This is a genomic window from Hymenobacter segetis, from assembly GCF_038448715.1.
GTDB classification, from domain to species: Bacteria; Bacteroidota; Bacteroidia; order Cytophagales; family Hymenobacteraceae; genus Hymenobacter; species Hymenobacter segetis.
This window is the reverse complement of record NZ_JBCEVZ010000001.1, coordinates 117,983-134,613: the sequence shown is the minus strand read 5'-3', so window position 1 is coordinate 134,613 and position 16,631 is coordinate 117,983. Positions and strand designations below refer to the sequence as shown.

16 protein-coding genes are annotated in these 16,631 nt (G+C 63.1%); 9 read left to right on the top strand and 7 right to left on the bottom strand.

Going from position 1 to position 16,631, the window contains the following annotated elements:
• Positions 1-54 precede the first annotated feature (54 nt).
• The gene (locus AAFH49_RS00480; RefSeq protein WP_342295166.1) at positions 55-774 is read left to right on the top strand and encodes a LytR/AlgR family response regulator transcription factor; all 720 of its coding nucleotides are present in this window, start codon (positions 55-57) and stop codon (positions 772-774) included.
• Here the strand turns inward: AAFH49_RS00480 and AAFH49_RS00475 are convergent.
• The gene (locus AAFH49_RS00475) at positions 771-3,164 is read right to left on the bottom strand and encodes an ATP-binding protein (RefSeq protein ID WP_342295164.1); all 2,394 of its coding nucleotides are present in this window, start codon (positions 3,162-3,164) and stop codon (positions 771-773) included. The two genes, AAFH49_RS00480 and AAFH49_RS00475, sit on opposite strands and share 4 nt — an antisense overlap.
• Positions 3,165-3,494: 330 nt before the next feature.
• Here AAFH49_RS00475 and AAFH49_RS00470 point away from each other — a divergent pair, with 330 nt between their 5' ends.
• On the top strand, positions 3,495-4,748 hold the full coding sequence (locus tag AAFH49_RS00470; protein WP_342295163.1) for a M16 family metallopeptidase: 1,254 nt from the start codon (positions 3,495-3,497) through the stop codon (positions 4,746-4,748).
• A gap of 174 nt (positions 4,749-4,922) precedes the next feature.
• Here AAFH49_RS00470 and AAFH49_RS00465 read toward each other — a convergent pair whose 3' ends face one another.
• The 4 genes from AAFH49_RS00465 to AAFH49_RS00450 form a co-directional block, all read right to left on the bottom strand.
• Entirely contained in the window at positions 4,923-5,300 is a 378-nt protein-coding gene (locus AAFH49_RS00465; RefSeq protein ID WP_342295162.1) for a hypothetical protein, read from the bottom strand.
• A 183-nt stretch (positions 5,301-5,483) separates the two neighbouring features.
• Entirely contained in the window at positions 5,484-5,903 is a 420-nt protein-coding gene (locus tag AAFH49_RS00460; RefSeq protein WP_342295160.1) for a hypothetical protein, read from the bottom strand.
• A gap of 169 nt (positions 5,904-6,072) precedes the next feature.
• Positions 6,073-6,438, bottom strand: a complete 366-nt coding sequence (locus AAFH49_RS00455) for a hypothetical protein (protein ID WP_342295158.1) — start codon at positions 6,436-6,438, stop codon at positions 6,073-6,075.
• A gap of 272 nt (positions 6,439-6,710) precedes the next feature.
• A complete protein-coding gene (locus AAFH49_RS00450; protein ID WP_342295156.1) occupies positions 6,711-7,370 on the bottom strand; it encodes a hypothetical protein in 660 nt (219 codons plus the stop codon).
• Between the two features lie 100 nt (positions 7,371-7,470).
• Between AAFH49_RS00450 and pheS the strand changes: the two genes are divergently transcribed.
• The 7 genes from pheS (at position 7,471) to AAFH49_RS00415 (ending at position 14,569) form a co-directional block, all read left to right on the top strand.
• Positions 7,471-8,559, top strand: coding sequence for a phenylalanine--tRNA ligase subunit alpha (pheS, locus tag AAFH49_RS00445; protein ID WP_425293309.1), 1,089 nt, complete (start codon positions 7,471-7,473; stop codon positions 8,557-8,559).
• A gap of 84 nt (positions 8,560-8,643) precedes the next feature.
• Entirely contained in the window at positions 8,644-9,957 is a 1,314-nt protein-coding gene (rimO, locus tag AAFH49_RS00440; protein WP_342295153.1) for a 30S ribosomal protein S12 methylthiotransferase RimO, read from the top strand.
• 19 nt (positions 9,958-9,976) lie between these two features.
• Positions 9,977-10,789 carry a phytanoyl-CoA dioxygenase family protein gene (locus AAFH49_RS00435; protein ID WP_342295152.1) on the top strand — a complete coding sequence of 271 codons (813 nt, stop codon included), beginning with the start codon at positions 9,977-9,979 and terminating at the stop codon, positions 10,787-10,789.
• Positions 10,790-10,886: 97 nt separating this feature from the next.
• The gene (gene bshC / locus AAFH49_RS00430; protein ID WP_342295151.1) at positions 10,887-12,488 is read left to right on the top strand and encodes a bacillithiol biosynthesis cysteine-adding enzyme BshC; all 1,602 of its coding nucleotides are present in this window, start codon (positions 10,887-10,889) and stop codon (positions 12,486-12,488) included.
• Positions 12,489-12,500: 12 nt separating this feature from the next.
• Entirely contained in the window at positions 12,501-13,088 is a 588-nt protein-coding gene (locus AAFH49_RS00425) for a 5-formyltetrahydrofolate cyclo-ligase (protein WP_342295149.1), read from the top strand.
• 135 nt (positions 13,089-13,223) lie between these two features.
• Positions 13,224-13,751, top strand: coding sequence for an ExbD/TolR family protein (locus AAFH49_RS00420; RefSeq protein WP_342295147.1), 528 nt, complete (start codon positions 13,224-13,226; stop codon positions 13,749-13,751).
• Positions 13,748-14,569: an energy transducer TonB gene (locus AAFH49_RS00415; RefSeq protein WP_342295144.1), complete on the top strand. Its 822-nt coding sequence runs from the start codon at positions 13,748-13,750 to the stop codon at positions 14,567-14,569. The genes AAFH49_RS00420 and AAFH49_RS00415 overlap by 4 nt, the downstream gene beginning before the upstream one ends.
• A gap of 75 nt (positions 14,570-14,644) precedes the next feature.
• Here AAFH49_RS00415 and AAFH49_RS00410 read toward each other — a convergent pair whose 3' ends face one another.
• Both AAFH49_RS00410 and AAFH49_RS00405 read right to left on the bottom strand, forming a co-directional pair.
• Entirely contained in the window at positions 14,645-15,196 is a 552-nt protein-coding gene (locus tag AAFH49_RS00410) for a GDYXXLXY domain-containing protein (RefSeq protein ID WP_342295141.1), read from the bottom strand.
• A 21-nt stretch (positions 15,197-15,217) separates the two neighbouring features.
• A complete protein-coding gene (locus tag AAFH49_RS00405) occupies positions 15,218-16,504 on the bottom strand; it encodes a DUF2157 domain-containing protein (protein WP_342295139.1) in 1,287 nt (428 codons plus the stop codon).
• Between the last annotated feature and the right edge of the window lie 127 nt (positions 16,505-16,631).

Sequence of the window (16,631 nt, the reverse complement as noted above, 5' to 3'; positions counted from 1 at the left end):
TGCCGCTATTGGCACCCACTACCACCCAGGCAGCTCCTTCCCTGCCCATATTTTATGCCCGACCTGCTACCGCTTACCTGCGTCATCGTCGACGACAACGAGATGAGCCGCCTGGCCCTGGAGCATTTCGTGGCCCTCACGCCCGGCCTGGAACTGGCCGCGACGCTGCCGGACGGCCTCACGGCTCTGCAGTTTCTGCAAACGCACCCGCCAATTGACTTGCTGCTGCTCGACATCGAGATGCCCAACCTCACCGGCCTGGAACTGATTCGGATATTGTCGCAGCCGCTGCCGGCCATTGTGCTGGTTACCTCGCACCACAACTTTGCCGCCGAGGCCTTTGAGCTGCCCGTGGCCGACTACCTGGTAAAGCCCGTGGACTACGCCCGTTTTCTACAGGCCGTGAAGCAAGTACGTGCCTTACGGCCACGGCCCGCCCCCGCCCTGCCACTCAGGATGGAAAATTCCAATGTATTCGCCAGAGTCAATGGCAAGCTAGTGCGCATCAATTTCGATGACGTGTACTACATCGAGGCCATGTCCACGTACTCGGTGCTGGTCACGGCCACGCACAAGCACATTGTGCACGTCACGCTCAAGAACCTGGAAGAGCGGCTTCCCTTCAGCCACTTCGTGCGGGTGCACCGCTCCTACATCGTGAACACCCGCCGCATCGACGCCATCGATGACCACCAGCTCACGCTGGGCCCCTACACCGTGCCCGTGGGCAAGCTCCACAAAGCCGAGCTGATGCGGCGGCTGGCCCCGCTTTAGGCGGCGGCTTCCAGCGCGGCGAGCTCGGCCGGCATGGCCGTCAGCACCCGGCCCACCACGGCGGCCAGCTGCTCCACGGCTCCGGCCAGCACCTCCGGCGCGGGCAACGTGCCCGGCGTGGCCTTGGGATGCGCCAAACCGAGGATTTCCAGCGGCGCGGCCACGCCGGCCACGCCCAGGGCCAGCAAATTAGGCTTGATGTGATGCGCGATTTCGGCGGCCTGGGCCCAGTGCCGGGCGGCGGCGGCGGCGTGCAGCTGCGTCAGGCTCAGCGGCATGTTGGCCTGGAAGGAGCGCAGTATCTGGCCTACAAACGCGGCGCGGCCCTGCGACTGACGGCGCAGGCGCGTAAGGTCGTAGAGCGGCTCGGCTGGCGCATCCAGCAAGGCCACCATCTTGTGGTACAGCACTTCCTCATCGAAGGGCTTGGCCAGGTAATCGTTCATGCCGGCGGCGAGGTACTGCTCCACATCCGAGCGAAAAGCGTTGGCGGTAAGCGCGATAACTGGTGTATTGGCCCGCCGCGCATCGGGCAGCTGGCGCAGGCGGCGGGTCACGTCCACGCCGCTCAGGCCGGGCATCTGGATGTCCATCAGCACGATGTCGTAGGGTTTGGCTTCGAGGCAGGCCAGGCCGGCGGGGCCGTCCACGGCTTCTTCCAGCACCACGCCCCAGGGAGCCAGCGTCATCTGGGCCACGGCCCGATTGATTTCGTTGTCTTCCACCATCAGCACGCGCACGCCAGCCAGCCGGCCGGTGTCGTAGGCGGCGGTGAAGGCCGGGGCCAGCGCTGGCACCGGGGCCTTGGGCAGCGTCACGGTGAACACAAACGTGGTGCCCCGGCCCACGGCGCTGGTCATGGTGAGCACGCCGCCCAGCTGCGCCACCAGCGCCCGGGCAATGCTCAGCCCCAGCCCAGTACCGCCAAACTGGCGGCTGGTGTCGGCATAAGCCTGGGTGAAGCTCTCAAAGATGCGCTCCTGATGAGCCAGAGCGATGCCAATGCCGGTATCGGCCACGCTGAACTGCACCGTGAGCGTATCAGCCGTTTCCGCCACCAGCTCGCTCGATACATTGATGGTGCCCCGCTCGGTGAACTTGAGCGCGTTGCTGGCCAGGTTGATGATAATCTGATTGAGGCGGTGCGCGTCGCCGATAACCCAGGGTTGGGGATAGCTCGCCCGCAGCGAAGTACCCTCGAAAACCAACCCTTTCTCGGTAGCCTGCAAGGCCAGCGGCTGGAGCGCGGCGCTCACCGAATCGCAGAGATTGAAAGGCACCTGCTCCATTTCCAGCTTGCCGGAGCTGATTTTGGCCATGTCGAGCACATCGTTCACCACGCTCAGCAGGTGCTGCCCGGAGCGCTGCATGATGTCGATGAGCTGCTGCTGGCGCGGGTCGAGCGGGGTTTTGGTAAGGTGGGCCGCCATGCCTAGCACGCCATTGAGGGGCGTGCGGATTTCGTGGCTCATGTTGGCCAGGAAGTTCTGGCGGGCCGTGGCGGCGGCTTCGGCGGCCAGCTGGGCGGCCTTAAGCTCGGTGATGTCGGTGCTCACGCCCAGCACGTGCACCGTACCGTCGGGGCGGTGCAGCGGGCGCTTGGTGGAGTGGTACCAGCGCACGCTGCCATCGGGCAGGGTGAAGCAGTCCTCCACCACTATTTCCCGGTTGCCGTCCATCACTTGGGCATCAATTTCGGCGAAGCGGGCCAACTCGGCGTCGCGGGTTCGGCGGCGGCTGTCGGCATCGCCTTCCAGCCGGGCGGCAGCCTCAAGCTGCTGAATGGCACGGTTTTGAAAGAGAAACTTGCCGGCCCGGTCGCGCACGAAAATCATGCTCGGCGTGGTGTCCAGCACCTGCCGCGTGAAGGCCTGCTCGTCGGCCAGAGCCTGGCGGGCCTGCTCGCGGTCGGTCACATCCAGGCCGTAGCCGATAAACCATGCCAGCGCTCCATCCGGCCCGAACACCGGTTGCAGGCGGCGCAGGAAATGGCGCGGGCCGGTGGGCTTGGCTACCACTTCGGTCCACTCCACCACTTGGCCGGCGCAGGCGCGGTCGAACAGGGAGCGGAGCTTGGGGGTGAATTCGGGCGGACAGCCGGGCTGCGGGGACAGCTCAGCCAGGGTTTTGCCCTGAGCTGCCTGGCGGGCGGCGGGGTCGGCCATGGCGGCCGGGTTGAGGTACTGAAAGCGAAGCTCAGCATCCACTACGCCTATTTCGGCCGGCAGGCTGTGCAGAATGGTTTCGAGGAAATCGCGCTGCTGCGCGGCGGCCGCCGCTTGTTCCCGGGTCCGCGCCAGTTCCGCCTCAAGAGCCGCGATGCGGTCCTGGGCCTCGGCTAGTGTAGCAGGAGCTTCGAGGGTCACAACGGCGGGTAATGTTTCGGGCATAGGGCTAGAGCAAGGGCAGCTAATAAAGGTCCGGCAGAAGGCGAGGTCAGAGCCTGGCTCGTGCTCCAATGGCTTATTTTGCCCGACCAACGACGTTTTTTTCTGGCTAAACTTCCGGGTGCCGTTTTTCCTAACGCTACAGGTATCGGTTTCGTGTACCTGGTTTTGGGTACCCGAATGCCCATGTAGCACCAGCAAGGGCCGGGGTGTCCGAAGGGTCGGTTTCTGAGACCGGCAGGTTTTCGGGGCAGTCGCAAACCCGCCGCGCTTTTCCTCGGTTAACAGCCTCGGGCGCGGCGCGTACCTTTAGCCCATTCCATTGCTTTCTCTATGATTCATTTCACCGAATTCACCCTCGATAACGGCCTGCGCTGCATCGTACACGAAGATTTCAGCACGCCCATGGCCGTGCTCAACGTGATGTACGACGTGGGCTCGCGCGATGAAGACGCCGAGCACACCGGTTTCGCTCACCTGTTTGAGCACCTCATGTTTTCGGGTTCGGTCAATATTCCGAGCTACGATGAGCCGCTGCAGCGCGTGGGAGGCGAAAACAACGCCTTCACCTCGGCCGACGTCACCAACTACTACCTCTCGCTGCCCGCCGCCAACCTCGAAACCGGTTTCTGGCTCGAAAGCGACCGGATGCTGAACCTGGCTTTCTCCGAAAACGGCCTCGAAGTGCAGCGTAAAGTGGTGGTGGAGGAGTTCAAGCAGAGTTACCTCAACCAGCCCTACGGCGACGTGTGGCTCCAGCTCAAGCCCCTCGCCTACCACACCCACCCCTACCAGTGGAACACCATCGGCAAGGAGATTGCGCACATCGAAAACGCCGTAATGGACGACGTGCGCGGCTTTTTCAAGAAGCACTACGCCCCGCAAAATGCCGTACTGGTAGTGGCCGGAGCCGTGAGCGCCGCCGACGTGCGCCAACTGGCCGAGAAGTGGTTCGGCCCCATTCCCGGCGGCCCGGCCTACCAGCGCCACCTGCCCCAGGAGCCTGCCCAGGCCGAAGCCCGGCACCTCACCGCCCACGCGGAAGTACCCCTCAGCGCCCTGTACAAGGCCTACCACATGCCCGCCCGGGGCGATGCCCGCTACCACGCCGTGGATTTGCTCAGCGACATGCTGGGCCACGGCAAATCGGCGCGGTTGCACCAGCGGCTGGTGAAGGAGCAGGCGCTGTTCAACAACATTTCGGCGTCGCTCACCGGCTCGCTCGACCCTGGCCTGCTCGTCATCAGCGGCAAGCTGAACGAGGGCGTGGATATTAAAGCCGCCGATGCCGCCGTGGAAGCCGTAGTGGCCGAATTCCTGACCCAGGACGTGGACGCCCACGAGCTCGAAAAAGTAAAAAACCAAGCCGAAAGCAGCCTGGTGTTCGGTGAAATCGACCTCCTGAACCGCGCCATGAACCTGGCCTACAGCAAGCTGCAAGGCGACGCTAACTTGGTGAACGACGAAAGCCGCCGCATCCAGGCCGTGACCGTGGCCGACGTGCGCGCCATGGCCCAACTGGTGTTGCGTCCCGAAAACTGCAACACGCTTTATTACGAAGCCACCACCGTGGCGGAACCGGCGTAGATTTCAGGTTACCGGACTGCCTGGAAAATATAGAACGGTCATGCTGAGCGCAGCCGAAGCATCTCTACCGCAGTAGTAATCCAATTGTAAGGATTAGTTACGCGGTAGAGATGCTTCGGCTGCGCTCAGCATGACCGTTCTTTTTTTTGGCAAATGCCCTTCGGAAACCCAGGCCTAGCGCTTGGTTTTTACTTTGGTTTTGCCGGGCGCTACGGGCACGTTGCTGTCGCGGGTGAGGGTGCTGTTGGCGGGCTTCACGTAGCGGGGGCGCGGGGTGCGGTTGTCGTTGTAGCCACCGTTGCTTTGGTAGCCTACCTGCTTGCGCATGGGCATGCTGGGGGCCAGGTACGACATCGAGCCGTTCTTGATTTCCTCGGGCACGCCGGCGCCGTAGGGCTTGCCGGTGTGGGGGTTGATATTGGGGGCCTTACGGGCGCCCCGCGCCGAGTAAGGCGCAATTTTCTTGCGGGCGGCGCGGGTTTTGGTTTGCGCATTGGCTCCGGTTACGGCAAAGGTGACCAGCAGCAGCGTGGCGAAAAAGTAACGGAACATCGATGGAGTAATAAAAAAGTGAACTGATACAAAAGTAGCCGCCTAGGCGGGGTCCGAAAGCGAACCGGCTCCCGTCATACGCACCACGGCCCGCAGTGGGTGAGGTCGAACGACGGAAGCCGACTGGCAATACGAGAAGCGGCCCGGCCGGGATTTCCCCAACCGGGCCGCCACCGGGCCGAATTAGTTGCCGAGCGTGGTTTGGGTAGCGGCCGACTTGCGGGGCGGGCGCACGCTGTAGGGCACCATGCCGTTGCTGGTGCGCATGTGTACCGGCATGCCGGGGGCGGCATACACGTTGGCGTTGTCAATCTCGCCGCGCGAGGTGCTGGCGGCGGGGTAGGCCGGGCCCCAGCCGCCGTCGGTGGCGGGAGTGGTGGTGGCCACGGCCGTTTGCGTGGTTTCGAGGGGAGGCCAGCCGTCGTTCATCACGGGCGTGGTGGGGGTGGTTTTGAGGGCGACGCGGCGGGCTTTTTTGGCGGCGCGGGCCGAGGCTTTCACCGATTTGGTGGTCTTCTTTTTGGCGGCGACGGGCGTGGTCTGGGCGCTGGCTTCAGCCAATAGGAACACCGACAATGCGAGGGTAAGGATGGAGCGGAACATGGCTGAAGGAAAAAGAAGTTGAGAAGTAAAAGTTGGTTCGTTTAGCTGTCAGGGTACATTTCGAAAAGCGTGCCAACTTCTTCTGCTTCCTCCCCGGCCCACGCAAAACGGCCCGGCCAGCCCGCAAATGCGGACCAACCGGGCCGTTTCATCGACAGAAGCCGGGAGTTTACCGGGGCGTGAGCGTGGTGCGGCTTTTGGTGCGGGCGGGAGCCGGGCCATTGTAGCCTTCTACCTTCTTGGGGTTGTCCACGTTCACGGGCATGCCGGGGGCGGCGTACACGCTCTGGCCCTTGCCATCGGCGCTTTCCGTGGAGCCTACCGAGCCATTGCCAGCGGGGCCGGTTTTGGTACGGCCGCCCGTTTCGGCGGGCGCGGGGCGGGCGGTGGTATTGCGCGTCACCATCTTTTTCGCGGTGGTTTTGCGGGTAGTTGTGGTTTTGCGGGCGGCGGTTTTGGTCGCGGGGGCCGTTTGGGCCGATGCTTCCGCCGCGATGGCCAGCGCCAGTATCAGGGTGAGAACAGAACGAATCATAAGCGTGAATTGGGGGTGGTGAGGGAAAACGCCAGCGTTGCGAAGCAGCCCGGCTCCGGGCATACGCGAAACCCGGCGGTAAGGTCCAAGCTCACTACTCATCCAATGCCATTTGCCCGCTGCCGCACCGCAGTTCAGTTTTTATCACAAGGAAAAATCGGGACGCAAAAAAGCCCGGCTGTTCCTTTTCAGGGCACAACCGGGCTTTCTAATACTAATTGATGCCAGGCAGAGAAAAACCCGGAGGCTTTATCTGCAACGCAGCCAGGCTACTACCAACCCAGCGGCTCAGGCGCTTTTTTCTTAGGCGCAGGAGCGGGAGCAACGGCCTTAGCGGGAGCCTTGGCGGGCGTGCCGGCTTTGGGTGCAGCAGCGGTAGGAGCCATCTCGGCACCGTTGGCGGCATTGCCGGCGCCGGTAGCAGCCTCAGCAGCTACTGGGGCGGCAGCAGCAGGAGCTGGCGCGGCAGGTGCGAGGGCTGTAGCCGGGCGCGGAGGCCACGGCTTGTCGCGGCGCGGCTTGCGGTTGAGGCGGCGCTCACGCATGGCAGCAGCATCATCAGCCATCACGCTACGACCGCCGCGCATGATAACGGGGGCACCAGGCGCTACCGAAATGCCCGAGCCGCTGGCCACGCCGCCGGCACTGCTGCCGCCACCGCCACCAAAGCCAGCTTTATCGGCCGCAGCCGGTGCGGGCGTTGCCTCGGGGGTCGGCATAGCACCTGCAGCTTCGGGGGCTACTGCGGCTGCGCCGCCGTTTTGCGTGGCTTTCGCGCCGGCCGCGGTGGAGGTGCTGCTCTTGGTGGTCTTCTTAGCCGGAGCTTTTTTGGGGGTATCCCAGCCACTCGGGGCGTCCCAGCCACCGCTTTGGGCGGCGGCGGAAGTAACTAAGCCTCCGCTGATAAGTAAAAAAAATAGGGCGCGCTTCATGGCAGGAGATTTTCGTGGGTGGTTTATAAACGGCGTAACTGAATGTGTTTGCGAAACGTTCGGCCAGGGCCGGAGCCTTGCCGTAACTTTGCGGGCTATGATGCAGGAATCCATTGCCGCGCTGACGGCCGAAATTACAACGGCCGAACTGAATAATCCCGCCGAACTCGATGCCTTTCGCATCAGCTACCTCGGCCGTAAGGGCCGGCTGGCCGACTTGTTCGACCAGCTCAAGACCGTGCCTGCCGAAGACAAACGTGCTGTGGGCCAGCAGCTCAACACCCTGAAGCAGCAGGCCCAGGCCCGCTTCGACGAGGCCCAGCAGGCCGCCGAAGCGGCGGCCGACAACGCCCCCGCCAACCCCGATTTCGACTACTCCCTGCCCGTGGTGCCCAACGCCCTGGGCACCCGCCACCCCCTGAGCCTGGTGCGCGAGGAGATGCTGCGCATCTTCGGCCGCATCGGTTTCGCCGTGGCCGAAGGCCCTGAGATTGAGGACGACTGGCACAACTTCACGGCCCTCAACTTCCCCGAAAACCACCCGGCGCGCGACATGCAGGACACGTTTTTCGTGGCCCCGGTGTCGCACGCGGCCGGCGCGGCCAACGCTGGAACAACTGGCGAAGCCGCCACTGGCGCACCGGCTTTGCCGCACTTGCTGCGCACCCACACCAGCACCGTGCAGGTGCGCGTGATGGAAACCGAGCCCCTGCCCATCCGCCGCGTGATGCCAGGCCGGGTGTTCCGCAACGAGGCCATTTCAGCCCGCGCCCACATGATGTTCCATCAGGTGGAAGGCATTTTCATTGACGAGGGCGTGAGCTTCGCCGACCTGAAGCAGACGGTGTATTACTTCGTGCAGGAGCTGTTCGGGGCCGATATCAACATCCGCTTCCGCCCCAGCTTCTTCCCCTTCACCGAGCCCAGCGCCGAAATTGACATTACCTGCCTGATTTGCAAGGGCGCGGGCTGCAACATCTGCAAATACTCGGGCTGGGTCGAAATCGGCGGTTGCGGCATGGTAGACCCCGCCGTACTCGAAAACGCTGGCATCGACCCCGAGAAATACTCCGGCTACGCCTGGGGCATGGGCATCGAGCGCATCGCCATGCTCAAGTACCAGATTAAGGACTTGCGCCTGTTCACGGAGAATGACATGCGCTTCCTGCGGCAGTTTGAGGCGCTCTAAATCAAGCACAACCGAACCAATCTATGCCTGCGGGCATTCTATGCAACCTATCTCAGCAGGTAGGTTCCGATAATTCTGTGATTCATGAAGGTTAGAAATCAGACCACCAATAAAGTAAACGTCATCACCCTCGGCTGCTCGAAGAACATCGTGGACAGCGAAGTTTTGATGGGCCAGCTCCAGGCCAACGACTTCGACGTGACCCACGAGGCCGAGAAGTCCGACGCCAACATCGTCATTATCAACACCTGCGGCTTTATTGATAACGCCAAGCAGGAAAGCATCGACACCATTCTGCGCTACGCGGATGAGAAGGAGGCCGGCCGGCTGGATAAACTGTACGTGACGGGCTGCCTCTCGCAGCGCTACAAGGACGAGCTGGAGGTGGAAATTCCGCAGGTAGATGCCTATTTCGGCACCCTGGAGCTGCCGCAGATGCTAAAGGTGCTGAACGCCGACTACAAGCACGAGCTCATCGGCGAGCGTCTGATTACGACGCCCAAGCACTACGCCTACTTCAAAATTGCGGAGGGCTGCAACCGCCCCTGCTCGTTCTGCGCCATCCCGCTGATGCGCGGCAAGCACGTCGACCGCAAGATTGAGGACCTGGTGAAGGAGGCCAAGCGCCTCGCCAGCATGGGCACCAAGGAGTTGATTCTCATTGCCCAGGATTTGACGTATTATGGCCTGGAAGCCTACGGCGAGCGCAAGCTGGCCGATTTGCTCCGCAACCTGTCGGACGTGAACGGCATCGACTGGATTCGTCTGCAATACGCCTACCCGTCGCAGTTTCCGCTGGATGCGCTGGATGTGATGGCCGAGCGCGAAAACATCTGCAAATACCTGGATATGCCCTTGCAGCACGGCTCCGATGCCATGCTAAAAAGCATGCGCCGGGGCATCACCAAACGCCGCACCATTGAGCTGGTCGATACCATTCGGCAGCGCGTACCGGGCATTGCGCTGCGTACCACGCTCATCGCCGGCCACCCCGGCGAGACGGAAAAGGACTTCCAAGAGATGTATGATTTCGTGGAGGAGACCCGCTTTGAGCGCCTGGGTATTTTCACCTACTCGCACGAGGAAAACACGCACTCGCACACCCTGGTGGACGACGTACCGGCAGAGCTGAAGCAGGAGCGCGCCGATGCCATCATGGAATTGCAGCAGGGCATTTCGATGGAGCTGAACGAAGCCCGCGTGGGCCAGACCTACAAGGTGCTGTTCGACCGCAAGGAAAGCGGCCATTTCGTGGGCCGCACGGAATTTGATTCGCCGGAGGTGGACAACGAAGTGCTGGTAGCGGTGGAAAAGGACACGTTTGTGCGCTTGGGCGATTTTGCAAATGTGAAGATTGACTCGGCCTCGGATTTCGACCTATACGGCCACTTGGTATAAAGACGCGACAGATTTCCGCATGAAAGCTCGTCTCAACCAGCATGATATCGAATACCATGTGGAAGGCCCTGCCAGCCCCGGCGCGGCCGAAATCCTGCTGGCCAATGATACCGACCTCACGGCCACGCAGCCCTGGGCAGCAGCCGGCTACACGGTAGCTCCCTGGCTCACGCCGGCCGAAAACGCGACCCTGCGCGAAGGCCTGATTGAGGTGATACGCACGGCCGTGCGCGGCGCGGGCTTTGACATCGCGGCCGACTGGCCCGTGACGGATTACCACCGGCTGGTTGGCGACGACGATGCCCGCCACCTGGCCGTGGTGCAGCAAACCACCACCTGCCCACTGGCGTGGCTGCCCCTGCCGGTGGCCGCCCTCGAAGCGCGGGTGGCGGAGTTGTGCGGCCGGCCCATCAGCGCCCACAACCCGGCCCTCGGCCGGGCGCAGTTCCACTTGCGCATCGTGCGGCCCCGGCGCTCCGATAACAACCCGTTGCACCGCGACGTGTGGATTGACCGGCTGCGTAACGGCATCAATATCTATTTCCCGCTGGCGGGCAGCACCGCCGATTCGTCGCTGGCGCTGCTGCCCGGCTCGCACTGGTGGCCCGAGGACCAGCTGACGCGCACCCACGCCGGGGCCGTGTACAACGGTGCGCAATACAGCGTGCCCGGCGTGGTGGCCTCGGCCCAGCCGCTGCACCTGCTGCGCCCCAACCCGGGGCCGGAGGAAGTGCTGCTTTTCTCGCCCTACCTGCTGCACGGCGGGGCCGTGAATTTGAACGAGGATGAAACGCGCCTCTCGCTCGAAATGCGGTTTTGGGCGGCTGAATAAGCGTAAGATTTAACTTTTCGGCCGGGGCCGGGTTTTGTGCGGACTTTTGCCATTGGCCAGGGTTCATACCGAACCCGGCCTTGCTCGTATTTCCCCCATGCCTACTCGTTGTACCACGCTGCCCTACGCCGAAACCGGCGCTTTCTCGGGCCTGCTGACCGATTACATTGCCCAAAACCCGGCCCTGGCCCCGTTTTACAACCGCTTTCCGGCTCTCGAAAACTTCGCCGCCCAAATTGAAGAAAAGAAAGCCGCCTACTCGCCCGAAGCCCGCAAGCGGCTGGTAGCGGCCCTGCGCGACCAATACGGCTTTGCCCCCGACCCGGAGCCGGCCATCGAAAACAGCCTGCTCCTGCTGGCCGAGCCCACCACCTTCACCGTGACTACCGGGCACCAGCTCAACCTGCTTACGGGGCCGCTGTATTTCATTTATAAAATCGTGTCGGCCATCAAGCTGAGCCGGGAATTGAAGGCGAAATACCCGCAGTATGATTTCGTGCCGGTGCACTGGATGGCCACGGAGGACCATGATTTTGCCGAAATCAACCACTTCTCACTCTTCGGCAAAACCTACGCCTGGGACGCGGCCGGCACCGGCGGCCCGGTGGGCCGCCTGCCCCTCGACGGCCTCAGCGAGCAGCTGCTAAGCCAGCTGCCGCCCGAGGTACCAGCCGCCTTCCACAAGGCCTATTCCGAATCGAAAACCCTGGCCGAAGCCACCCGCAAGCTGGCCGATTCCCTCTTCGGTGAGTTCGGTCTGGTGACGCTGGATGCCGACCGCCCGGCCCTGAAACAGGCCCTGGTGCCGCTGCTGGAGAAAGAAATCGGAACGCACGCCTCCAACGCCGCCGTGCAGGCCACCAACGCCCGCCTGACCGCCGCCGGTTACAAGCCGCAGGTGTATTCGCGGCCCGTAAACCTGTTTTTCATCACCGACGAGGGCAAGCGCGAACGCCTGGAACCCGACGCCAGCGGAGCCGACTGCGTGGAAGTTACCATTCGCAACACCGCGAAATGCCACAGCCAGGCCGAACTACTGGCCTTGGCGAAGGCGCACCCCGAACAGTTCAGTCCCAACGTGGTGCTGCGCCCGGTGTATCAGGAAATCCTGCTGCCGAACTTGGTCTACATCGGCGGCGGGGCTGAGGTGGCGTACTGGTTTCAATTGAAGGACGTGTTTGCGGCGTTCGGCGTGCCTTTCCCCATCGTGCTGCCACGTAACTCGGCCGAGTACATCAGCCGGGCCAACGCGGGCAAGCTGAAAAAGCTGGGCCTGACTACGCACGAGATTTTCCGGCCGCTGCCGGAGCTGAAGAAGCAGGTAGGCGCGGCCCTGGGCCAGGAAGAAATCAGCCTGAAAGAGCAGCAGCAGGCCCTGGCTGCATCGTTCCAGCAGGTGCAGGACCTGGCCCAGCGCCTCGACCCCACGCTGGTGAAAACCGTGGCCGCCGAAGCGCAGAAAGCCGCCGCCGGCCTCGCCGGCCTCGAAAAGCGCCTGAGCAAAGCCGCCGAAATGAAGCACGAAACCGCCTACACCCAGCTGGCCGCGCTCAAGGACAAGCTGTTTCCCGGCGGCGGCTTGCAGGAGCGCAGCGAAAACGTGCTCAGCATTCTGATAAACAATCCCGGCTTCATCGAGCAGCTGATTGAGGCGTTTGAGCCGCTGGCGCTGGAGTTCACGGTGCTGGAGGAGGAGTAGGTCCACGCTACGATGCAGGATAAAGCCACTCTGCGCCGCGCCACCCTCGCCCGCCGCCAGGCCCTGCCACCTGCCGAAATCGCGCAGCGTAGCCAGCAGCTTTGCGACCAGTTATTCCACCAGTTCTCGGTGGCGCAGTGGCGCTGGCTACATCTGTTTCTGCCGCTGGCCAAACGGAATGAGCCGGACACTTGGCCGATTATTCATCGAATCTGGGCTGAGGAACTGGCGGTGCGCCTAGCCGCGCCCGTGGTACAGGCCGACGGCATCTCGCTGCGTCACTATGAATTGACACCGGCCACGCCGCTACTTACCAACCGCTGGGGCATCCCTGAGCCCGCCGCTACTGCCGAAACAGAAGTGCCCGCTGCCGCTTTCGATGCTGTGCTGGTGCCGCTGCTGGCGGTGGACTGCGCTGGCCACCGCGTGGGCTACGGCGGCGGCTTTTATGACCGGTTTCTGGCCCAATGCCGGCCGGGCACGCAGTTCATCGGTCTGAATGTGCTGGACGATGCGCCCGTGGCCGCCATTGCCGACGTGCTGCCCACCGATGTGCCGCTCACGGCCTATATCACGCCGGGCGGGGTGTGGCGGTTTTGAGGCATCTAGTGAAAACGTACTGTTAAGCTATTTAGTATAGGGGTTGAGAATAAATTATTATTCATAATATTCTCACAATAAGGCTATAACGCGCTGCGTTGCTCGGGTATCTTTCACCTTTTCAGGACAGAACCCATGGCCGAAATCCAGCAGCAATCCGCCGGCTCCGCGAAGCCGGGCAAACGACGAGCGAAGAAGATGTCGACCCGCATCGACATGACCCCGATGGTGGACCTGGCGTTTCTGCTCCTCACCTTCTTCATGCTCACCACCACCTTCGCCAAGCCCTTCGCGATGGACCTGAATATGCCGGTGAAGAGCACGGAGCCCACGTCGGTAGCCCCCTCGCGGTCCATGACCATCATTCTGGGCAAAAACCACCGGGTGCACTATTTCTTCGGGCTGAATGCGCCGCAGGACAAAACCGCCGCCGTGCCCGAGCTGAAGACCACCTCGTTCGCCCCCGATGGCCTGCGCCCGGCGCTAATCGCCCGCATGCGGCAACAGCCGGGCCTGGTGGTGCTCATCAAGCCCTCGGCCGACTCGAAATACCAGGACATGATTGACGTGCTCGACGAGATGAACATCGTGCATCAGCCAAAATACGCCTTGGTCAAGATTACTCAGGATGACTTAACCCTTCTCAAAACCGCCACATTATGATGAACAATGCCCAGCTGGCCACGGCCAGCCTCGACGACATCGTGTTCGATGGTCGCAACCGCCACTACGGGGCCTACGAGCTCCGTGCCCTCTACCAGCGCCACATGACGCGGGCCTTGATTATCGCCACGGCCATGCTGGCGTTGCTGCTGGTGTTTCCGCTGCTGGCGCAACTGCTGAAGGAGGACGTAGTGGAAGTGCAGACGCACCCCTTCACGGCAGACCCTATTGCCCCGCCGCTCGACCCGAAGGTGCTGCCTCCCCCGCCTATCGCGCCGCCGGTGGCCCCGCCGGCCCAACCAATCCACGTAGCTACCATTCGATTTACGCCGCCCGTGGTAGCGCCTGATGACCGCGTGACGGAAGAGGTGCCTGAGCAACAAGCCTTAGCCACGGCAACGGTAGCGGCCGTTACCACGGAAGGCGTTACTGCTGTCGACATTGCGCCACTGGAAGAGGTAGAGCGCCCAGCTGCCACCGACGGCGTAGTGGACACAAAAATTTACGTGTCGGTGGAGCAAATGCCTGAGTTGCCCGGCGGTGGGGGCCAGGCCGCCATCGTAGCCGCTATTCAGAAGTCGGTGCGCTACCCGGCCAAGGCCCTGCAAAACGGGGTTGAAGGCAAGGTATTCGTGAGCTTCACCGTGGACCCCAAAGGCGATGTGACAGACGTGAAAGTGGTGAGAGGCCTGGGTTCCGGGCTGGATGAGGAAACCATGCGAGCAATCAAAACGCTGCCCAAATTCATCCCCGGCAAGCAAAATGGCCGCGAGGTGAGCGTATCGTTTACCGTGCCTGTTACCTACCGCATTCAATAGCGGAGCAAAACTTTTGCAAAGCAAAAAAGCCCGGCGTGCTCAGCACACCGGGCTTTTTTGCTTCATCCATTCCGGCTACTTCAACGCCGCATCCACGCCCGTGATGCGGGCCTGGCCCCACGGCGCGATGCTGACGCGCACCCGCAGCGGGTGCAGGCGGCCGGCTTTTTCGAGGCGCAGGCCGCTGCCTTCGGGCACGTAGTAGCGCTCCAGGTTGAAGCGCAGGGCAAACGAGCCCCGGTACACATCCGTGACCCAGCCGCGCAATACCGCCTGGCCCGCGCCGGGCGTGGGCGCCTGGGGGTACACGCCCACGGCGGTGCTGAGGCTGTCGGGGCCGGGAGCCAGCAGCACGAACACGGCCTGGCGGCGGGTGGGCGCGCCCTCGCCGTGCCAGCGGCTCAGCGGATTGTCGCTGATGGCGTAGTGCAGACGCACGAAGTCGCCGTAGAGCAAATCCTTGGGGTCGAGGGGCGTGGTGGCCAGGATTATCCGCTGGCCCAGGGCCGTGGTGGCGTAGCCCGCGCCGGCCACGCCCAGCACGTAGAGCACCTGCGCGGCCACCAGCGCCCGCAGCAGCGGGCGGCGGCGCGCCGGGGCGGAAAACCAGGAGAGCAGGTCCGTCATTCGATAATTATGAATGTTGAATTATGAATTAGGAGTTGGCTCGGAGGCTTCGGATGCGGCAGCTGGAAGCGGCGGCGTGCCAGCCTGCTGGGCTACCGGCGGTGCAGCGGCAGCCAGCACCTGAGCATTACGGCGACGCAGGTACCAGCTCAGGGCCAGCAGCAGGACGCCGCCAAGCAGGAAAAACAGCGACTTATCCATAAAGCCCCAGGTGAGCTTGAAGTAGGCCACTGCCGTGGCGGCCACAAACAGCACCGCACCGATGGTGAGTTGCTCGGGGTCGTGGTCGCGGTTGGCGCGGGCCAGCACCGAGCCGGCGTGGGCATACAGCACCACCAGCGTGGCCACGGCCAACGACAGCCCGCCCGAGAGGTAAAACCCCGGCAGCAGCAGCAGCCACTCGGGCAACGTGGCGAGGCGGCCCCGCGCCCGCTTGCCGGCCACCGACACGGCCAGCACCGCCGCCAGCGCCCCCAGGTAGGGCAGCAGCGGCGGGCGCAGGATGTTGGCATAAGCATCGGCTTCGCCAAAAATGGCCAGCCCGAACATGAACAGATACGCCGCCACCAGCGACGGCACCTGCAAGGCCCGCCCGCCGGCGCGGTTGGGCTGCCAGTCGCCGGCCGCGTAGATGAGCATGGCGGGCACGAAAAACCAGGTGATTTTGGAATGCTGCACAATGATGAACAGCCCCGCCTGCCACAACAAGCCCACGGCCAGCACGGTGGCGCTCACGGTATCGGGCCGCCGCCACCAGTAGTAGCCCATGCCGCCCACCACCAGCCAGGCCGTGACGTAGCTGAAAATCCCCAGCGACTCGACGCAGTACGTCTGCACCGCCGCCCCGATGAGCACCGTGAGCAGCACCAGCAGCCGCGAGCCGTACACGTAGCTCAAAGCCCCGCCGGCTATCACCCAGGCCAGCAGGCCGCTGGCATCGTAGCCCACCAGCTGGTAAAGCTGGCTGGTGAGGATGATGCTGGCCCCGAACAAAATCAGCCCCAGCCCGATGAGGCCGTGGCCCAAGTCGGGGTTGCCGCGCCGCAGGAAGTAGCTGCCGGCGGCGTAGCTGCCCACCAAGCTGCCCAGCAGCAGCGCGAGCCGCAGGGCGGCCGGCAGGCCCTGCCAGTTGGCCGCTACCACGCTCAGGCCGCTCAGGCCCACCAGCACGCTGCCCAGGATGGGGAGCAGGCCCAGGGCAGGCGCTTGCTGGGGGTAGCGGGCCAGCAGCTGCTGCCGCTGCGCCTCGCTGATGAGGCCATCGGTGACCCAGCCGGGGCTTTCGATATCGAGAAATTTGCGGGACAAAACGGTGAATTGGTGAGTTAGCAGAGGGAAAAGCTAAAGAACGTCATGCAGAGCGCAGCGAAGCATCTTTACCTCAATACTAACCCAATTGATTGAATTACTTACGCGGTAAAGATGCTTCGCTGCG

Coding starts and splice junctions, on each gene's coding strand:
- bshC (WP_342295151.1), top strand. CDS start 10,887: ATGCCTACTCGTTGTACCACGCTGCCCTACGCCGAAACCGGCGCTTTC.
- AAFH49_RS00415 (WP_342295144.1), top strand. CDS start 13,748: ATGATGAACAATGCCCAGCTGGCCACGGCCAGCCTCGACGACATCGTG.
- pheS (WP_425293309.1), top strand. CDS start 7,471: ATGCAGGAATCCATTGCCGCGCTGACGGCCGAAATTACAACGGCCGAA.
- AAFH49_RS00480 (WP_342295166.1), top strand. CDS start 55: ATGCCCGACCTGCTACCGCTTACCTGCGTCATCGTCGACGACAACGAG.
- AAFH49_RS00460 (WP_342295160.1), bottom strand. CDS start 5,903: ATGTTCCGCTCCATCCTTACCCTCGCATTGTCGGTGTTCCTATTGGCT.
- AAFH49_RS00435 (WP_342295152.1), top strand. CDS start 9,977: ATGAAAGCTCGTCTCAACCAGCATGATATCGAATACCATGTGGAAGGC.
- AAFH49_RS00475 (WP_342295164.1), bottom strand. CDS start 3,164: ATGCCCGAAACATTACCCGCCGTTGTGACCCTCGAAGCTCCTGCTACA.
- AAFH49_RS00420 (WP_342295147.1), top strand. CDS start 13,224: ATGGCCGAAATCCAGCAGCAATCCGCCGGCTCCGCGAAGCCGGGCAAA.
- AAFH49_RS00465 (WP_342295162.1), bottom strand. CDS start 5,300: ATGTTCCGTTACTTTTTCGCCACGCTGCTGCTGGTCACCTTTGCCGTA.
- rimO (WP_342295153.1), top strand. CDS start 8,644: ATGAAGGTTAGAAATCAGACCACCAATAAAGTAAACGTCATCACCCTC.
- AAFH49_RS00425 (WP_342295149.1), top strand. CDS start 12,501: ATGCAGGATAAAGCCACTCTGCGCCGCGCCACCCTCGCCCGCCGCCAG.
- AAFH49_RS00455 (WP_342295158.1), bottom strand. CDS start 6,438: ATGATTCGTTCTGTTCTCACCCTGATACTGGCGCTGGCCATCGCGGCG.
- AAFH49_RS00450 (WP_342295156.1), bottom strand. CDS start 7,370: ATGAAGCGCGCCCTATTTTTTTTACTTATCAGCGGAGGCTTAGTTACT.
- AAFH49_RS00470 (WP_342295163.1), top strand. CDS start 3,495: ATGATTCATTTCACCGAATTCACCCTCGATAACGGCCTGCGCTGCATC.
- AAFH49_RS00410 (WP_342295141.1), bottom strand. CDS start 15,196: ATGACGGACCTGCTCTCCTGGTTTTCCGCCCCGGCGCGCCGCCGCCCG.